3 protein-coding genes and 1 tRNA gene are annotated in these 5,233 nt (G+C 73.6%); 2 read left to right on the plus strand and 2 right to left on the minus strand.

All coding sequences use genetic code 11. From position 1 onward, the window contains the following. The first annotated feature begins 1 nt into the window (after window position 1). Window positions 2-75 (plus strand) — tRNA-Lys (locus ACIP5K_RS35615). Window positions 76-313: 238 nt separating this feature from the next. Here ACIP5K_RS35615 and ACIP5K_RS35620 read toward each other — a convergent pair. After that, on the minus strand, window positions 314-1,546 hold the full coding sequence (locus ACIP5K_RS35620) for a M6 family metalloprotease domain-containing protein (RefSeq protein WP_401416651.1): 1,233 nt from the start codon (window positions 1,544-1,546) through the stop codon (window positions 314-316). Window positions 1,547-1,907: 361 nt separating this feature from the next. On the opposite strand from ACIP5K_RS35620, the gene ACIP5K_RS35625 reads away from it, so the two are divergent. Then, window positions 1,908-3,728: a putative bifunctional diguanylate cyclase/phosphodiesterase gene (locus ACIP5K_RS35625; RefSeq protein WP_401416653.1), complete on the plus strand. Its 1,821-nt coding sequence runs from the start codon at window positions 1,908-1,910 to the stop codon at window positions 3,726-3,728. 67 nt (window positions 3,729-3,795) lie between these two features. On the opposite strand, the gene ACIP5K_RS35630 is transcribed toward ACIP5K_RS35625, so the two are convergent. Then, complete coding sequence (locus tag ACIP5K_RS35630) at window positions 3,796-4,893, minus strand: LLM class flavin-dependent oxidoreductase (RefSeq protein ID WP_401416656.1); 1,098 nt, start codon at window positions 4,891-4,893, stop codon at window positions 3,796-3,798. Window positions 4,894-5,233: the final 340 nt, after the last annotated feature.

The raw sequence follows: 5,233 nt of genomic DNA on the forward strand, positions 1-5,233 counted from the left end.
GGCGCCATTAGCTCAGTTGGTTAGAGCAGCGGACTCTTAATCCGCGTGTCCGGGGTTCGAGTCCCTGATGGCGCACAGCACGACGAAGGCCCTCCACTTCTTGTGGGGGGCTTTGGTCATTGCCGGACAGTAGGCCGGGGGTCCGGGGGTTGCCCCCGGGAGATACAGCATCCGCGTGTCCGGGGTTCGAGTCCCTGATGGCGCACAGCACACCGAAGGCCCTCCACTTCTTGTGGGGGGCCTTCGCCGTACCGGCGCCCCACATCATGTGGGGGCCTTCGTCGTACCGGCGCCGCCGGGGGCCGGTCGCGGGCTAGCCGGTCGTCACCTTCACCGTCCACGATCCCGACGACGTCCGGCCCCCCACCTCCAGGCGGAGCTTCTCCCCGGGGACCGAGAAGCTCTCGCCCTCCCGGACGGGGGCGTCGGCCAGCGGCGGGTAGACCGAGTCGCCGAAGCAGGCCTCGGTCGACGGATGGGAGTCGAGCACCTGGACCGGCCCGGAGCCGGAGGCGGAGTCGCTGCGGACCCGGTAGACGAGGACCCCCTGGGTGCAGGTCGCGTCGTCGTTGCCGCCCGCGCCCCGGGCCTCCAGGGCGATGGCGCTGGACGGCCCGGTGCGCACCACGGCGAGCTTCGTGCCGTCCCCGGTGCCGAACGCGGCCCCCGGCACCCGCGGCGCGGTGCTCAACGGCTCCAGGGTCAGCCGGGTGTCCCCGGTCCGCGTCACGCAGGCCACCTGCCGCGACGGCAGCCAGCCCAGCTTCCACTTGTGCCAGCCGAAGAAGTCGGGGGCCAGACCGAACTGGCTGCCCATGACGTCCCAGTCCCCGACGTAGGTGTCCCAGTCCCCCTTGCCGTCGGTCGGCCGGTGGTAGAGGTCGGGCAGGTCGAAGACGTGGCCGGTCTCGTGCGCGAGGACGTTGCGGTCCGGCGGGTGGTGCTCGAAGACCGTGACGATCCGCCGGATGTCGGTGCCGTCCGCGCGCATCGGCCGGTCGAAGTTCACGACCTTCGTCGCGTCCGAGTCGACGCCCGGCGCGTCCGGGTCGGCGACGAAGTACACGACGTCGTACTTGCTGAAGTCGGTCACCGGGTCCGCCACCGCGAGGGCGTCGTGCAGGTACGCGCTGCGGTGCGCGGCGCTCCAGTCCCGCTTTATGGCGTACGAGGTCGAGGAGTGCGGCATCTCGATCCAGGTCCGCTGCGGGTGCGGGACGAGCCGGAACTTCCCGTACGAGGCGCGCTCGAAGAAGTCGCTGGTGGCCGGGAAGTAGTCGGCCGCCAGCTCGCCCGGGGTCGTCGCCGGGGTCCAGTCGGGGAAGGAGAGGAAGACCATCACCGCGTTGAGGGGTCTGGTCGGGCGCGGGTAGCCCGAGTGCCAGGAGTCCAGGCCCTCGGAGTGGTGGTCGGCGGTGCGCTCCAGGGCGCAGGGTCCTGCGTAGGGCGGCGCGGCCGCCGCGGGACCCGCGACCAGGCCGGTGGCGGCCAGGGCGGTGAGAGCGGTCAGCGCGGCGGCGGTGGCACGCAGACGGCGCTTGTCCACTCCCCCGAGTGGCTGCGGACGCGGCAAGTCGACCTCCGGACGGGGAATGCGGGACACCCCACCCAGACTGTGCGTACTTGTCACACTTCGCCCTGTTTATCTGGCCCGGACGAGTGAGCGGCCGACACCCCGACGGTCACCGAACGTCACAGATGGTCCGAGTCGGTCGCCGCCCGCAAGAAGCCCGGCCCGGCCCGGGCAGAAACGATCTGCCGGTCCCCCGCCGCCCCCACCGGGACCCCGCCGGTGCGCGGCGCAGGCTGGATAGGCCGTCCGACCTGCCTCTATGATCGGCACACTTTCCTGCCGGGACCCGGCCGCACCAGAACACGCATCCAGACGACGCACGCGGGAGCGAACGGTGAGCGCACAGCCCCATGGGCCCACGACGGCGACCGAGGCGTCCGCACCGCACCCGCGCCGCGATCCCCTCACGGAGAGTGGCCACCCCGGGCAGCGCACCACCCCGGACGCCACCCACCGCGCCGCGTTCCTCGCCGCTCCGCTCCCCATGGCGCTCGTCGACCGCGCCGGTCTCGTCGTCGGGGCCAACCACGCCGCGCTCGCCCTGCTGGGGGCCGACAGCGACCGGCCGGTCGTCGGACGCCTCGCCGCCGACCTGCTCGACCTCTCGTCCGACCCGCACACCCGGGACGCGTACCGGGAGGTCCTGCACGGCCGGCAGGCCCGCCTCTCGCGCACCCGGCGCCTCAAGCACCCCGTCGGCCACTCCGTGTGGACCCGGGTCACGATCGCGCCGGTGCCGGACAGCGAGGTCGCGCTCGTCTCGCTGCACGACCTCAGCGCCCACCGCGAACTGCGCTCCCGGCTGCGTCACCTCCAGATGCACGACCCGGTGACGAAGCTGCCCAACCGCGCCCTGTTCTTCGAGCGGCTCACCGCCGCGCTGGAGGCCGGCGCGTACGACGAGACGGGCACGAGCGGGCGGGTCGGCCTGTGCTATCTCGACCTCGACGGGTTCAAGGCGGTCAACGACACCCTCGGCCACCACGTCGGCGACCGGCTGCTCGCCGCCGTCGCGCAGCGGCTCGAACTCTGCGCGGAGCGGGCCCGGCACACCACCGGCGCCCCGCTGGTGGCCCGGCTCGGCGGCGACGAGTTCGCGCTGCTCGTGGAGGAGTCGGCCGGCACCGAGCAGGTGACCGACCTGGCGGAGGCCGTGCTGAGCGCGCTGCGCGAGCCGTTCGACCTGGCCGGGCAGCGGCTGGCGGTCTCCGCGTCGGTCGGCGTCGTCGAGCGGCAGGCCGTGGGCACGTCGGCCACCGGTCTGATGCAGGCCGCCGACACCACGCTGTACTGGGCGAAGGCGGACGGCAAGGCCCGCTGGACCCTCTTCGACCCGGAGCGCAACGCGCACCGGATGACCCGGCAGGCCCTGTCGTCGGGGCTGCGGCCCGCCGTCGAGCGGGGCGAGTTCGTCCTGGACTACCAGCCGCTCGTCCGGCTGGAGGACGGGGCGGTGCGCGGCGTCGAGGCGCTGGTGCGCTGGCGGCACCCGCAGTTCGGGCTGCTCACGCCGAATCGGTTCATCGGACTCGCCGAGGAGGACGGCTCGATCGTGCAGCTCGGGCTCTGGGTGCTGCGCACGGCGTGCGCCCAGGCGCGCCGCTGGCAGCTGGAGAACCCGGCGGACCCGCCGGTCTTCGTCAGTGTGAACGTCGCGGTGCGGCAGGTGTGGGACTCGGATCTGGTGGCCGACGTCGCGCGGATCCTCGCGGACACCCGGCTCGCCCCCGAACTGCTGCAACTGGAGCTGACCGAGTCCGCCGTCATGGGCTCGGCCGGGCGGCCCCTCCAGGCGCTCCAGTCCCTCAGCGACATGGGCGTGCGCATCGCCATCGACGACTTCGGGACCGGCTACTCGAACCTGGCGTACCTGAGCCGGCTGCCGGTGTCCGTACTGAAGCTGGACGGGTCGTTCGTCCGCGGTTTCCAGTACGAGGACGGGGCGGCGCCCACCGATCCGGCCGACGCGATGATCGTGGAGGCGCTGGTGCAGCTGGCGCACCGGCTCGGGCTCACGGTGACCGCGGAGTGCGTGGAGACGGCCGAGCAGGCGGCGCGGCTGCGGCGGATCGGGTGCGACACCGGGCAGGGATGGCTGTACTCGCGGCCGGTGGCGCCGGACCGGATCTCCCGGCTGCTGGGGCGCGCCTCCTGACGCACGGGCACACGCGAGCCCCGCCCGGATGACGGGCGGGGCTCGTGCGCCGGCGCGGCCGGGCGGGTCAGCCCTGCGGCATCCCGTAGGCGTCGGCGATCAGTTCGTAGCTGCGCAGCCGGACCTCGCCGGTGTGGGCGTTGGCCGTCAGCATCAGCTCGTCGGCGCCGGTGCGCTTCTGGAGGTCGTCCAGGCCGGAGCGGACCTCGTCGGCGGTGCCGTGGATGACGTTGGAGTTCCAGGAGTCGATGAAGTCCCGCTCCATCTCGTTGAACTGGTACGCCTCCGCCTCCTCCGGCGTCGGGACCAGGCCGGGGCGGCCGGTGCGCAGCCGCACCATGTTGAGCGCGGCGGCCAGTACCTGGCGGCGGGCCTGCGTGCCGTCGTCGTCGGTGGCGAGCGCCGAGACACCGATCAGGGCGTAGGGCTCGGACAGCACCGCGGAGGGGCGGAACGACTCGCGGTACAGGTCGAGCGCCGGGACCGTGTTCTGCGCGGAGAAGTGGTGCGCGAAGGCGAACGGCAGGCCGAGGGCGCCGGCCAGCCGGGCGCTGAAGCCGGAGGAGCCGAGCAGCCAGACCGGCGGGCGGTGCGGGTCCTGGACGCCGCCCGGGGAGGTGGCCTGGACCGGGCCCGGGACCGCGTGGATGCGGGAGTAGGGGTGGCCGTCGGGGAAGTCGTCGTCGAGGAAGCGGGTCAGCTCGGCGAGCTGCTGGGGGAAGTCGTCGGCGCCCTCGTTCAGGCGGTCGCTGCGGCGCAGGGCGGCGGCCGTGGCGCCGTCGGTGCCGGGGGCGCGGCCGAGGCCGAGGTCGACGCGGTGCGGGGCGAGGGCTTCCAGGGTGCCGAACTGCTCCGCGATGACCAGGGGGGCGTGGTTGGGGAGCATGACGCCGCCCGAGCCGAGGCGGATGCGGGTGGTGTGGGCGGCGAGGTGGGCCAGGATCACGGCCGGGCTGCTGGAGGCGACGCCGGGCATCGAGTGGTGCTCGGCGACCCAGTAGCGGTGGTAGCCGCGGCGTTCGGCGAGGCGGGCGATGTCGACGCCGGTGGCCAGGGCCTGGGTGGCGGTGCGGCCCGCTCCTACGGTGACCAGGTCCAGGACCGAGAGGGGGGTGGGGGCGGTGCCGTGGGCTGCGCCGCGGATCTCGTCTTGGGTGGCCGGCACGGGGTCCTCCTGCGGGGCTTTTCGTTCGTCGTACGGTCCCGGCGATAACGGAGGCCCACTCCGCTTTATTCCCGCCGGACCACAGCCCCGAACCACCCTCGGCCCGCGCCTGGGTCGTCTTTCGGGTGCGGCTCTCGTGGGGGCCGGTCGCGCAGTTCCCCGCGCCCCTGGGTCGTCTGTTACGCGCGCCACCGTGGGGGCTGGTCGCGCAGTTCCTCGCGCCCCTGGGTTGTACTTCGTCCGCAGCCCGGTGGCCGCTTCTCGCGCAGTTCCCCGCGCCCCTGAGGCATGCGCTGCGCGCAGCCTCCCCCAGAGGCTGCGCTTCGCGCGCCTCCACTGA

It is taken from the genome of Streptomyces sp. NPDC088785, assembly GCF_044750685.1.
Classification (GTDB): Bacteria; Actinomycetota; Actinomycetes; order Streptomycetales; family Streptomycetaceae; genus Streptomyces.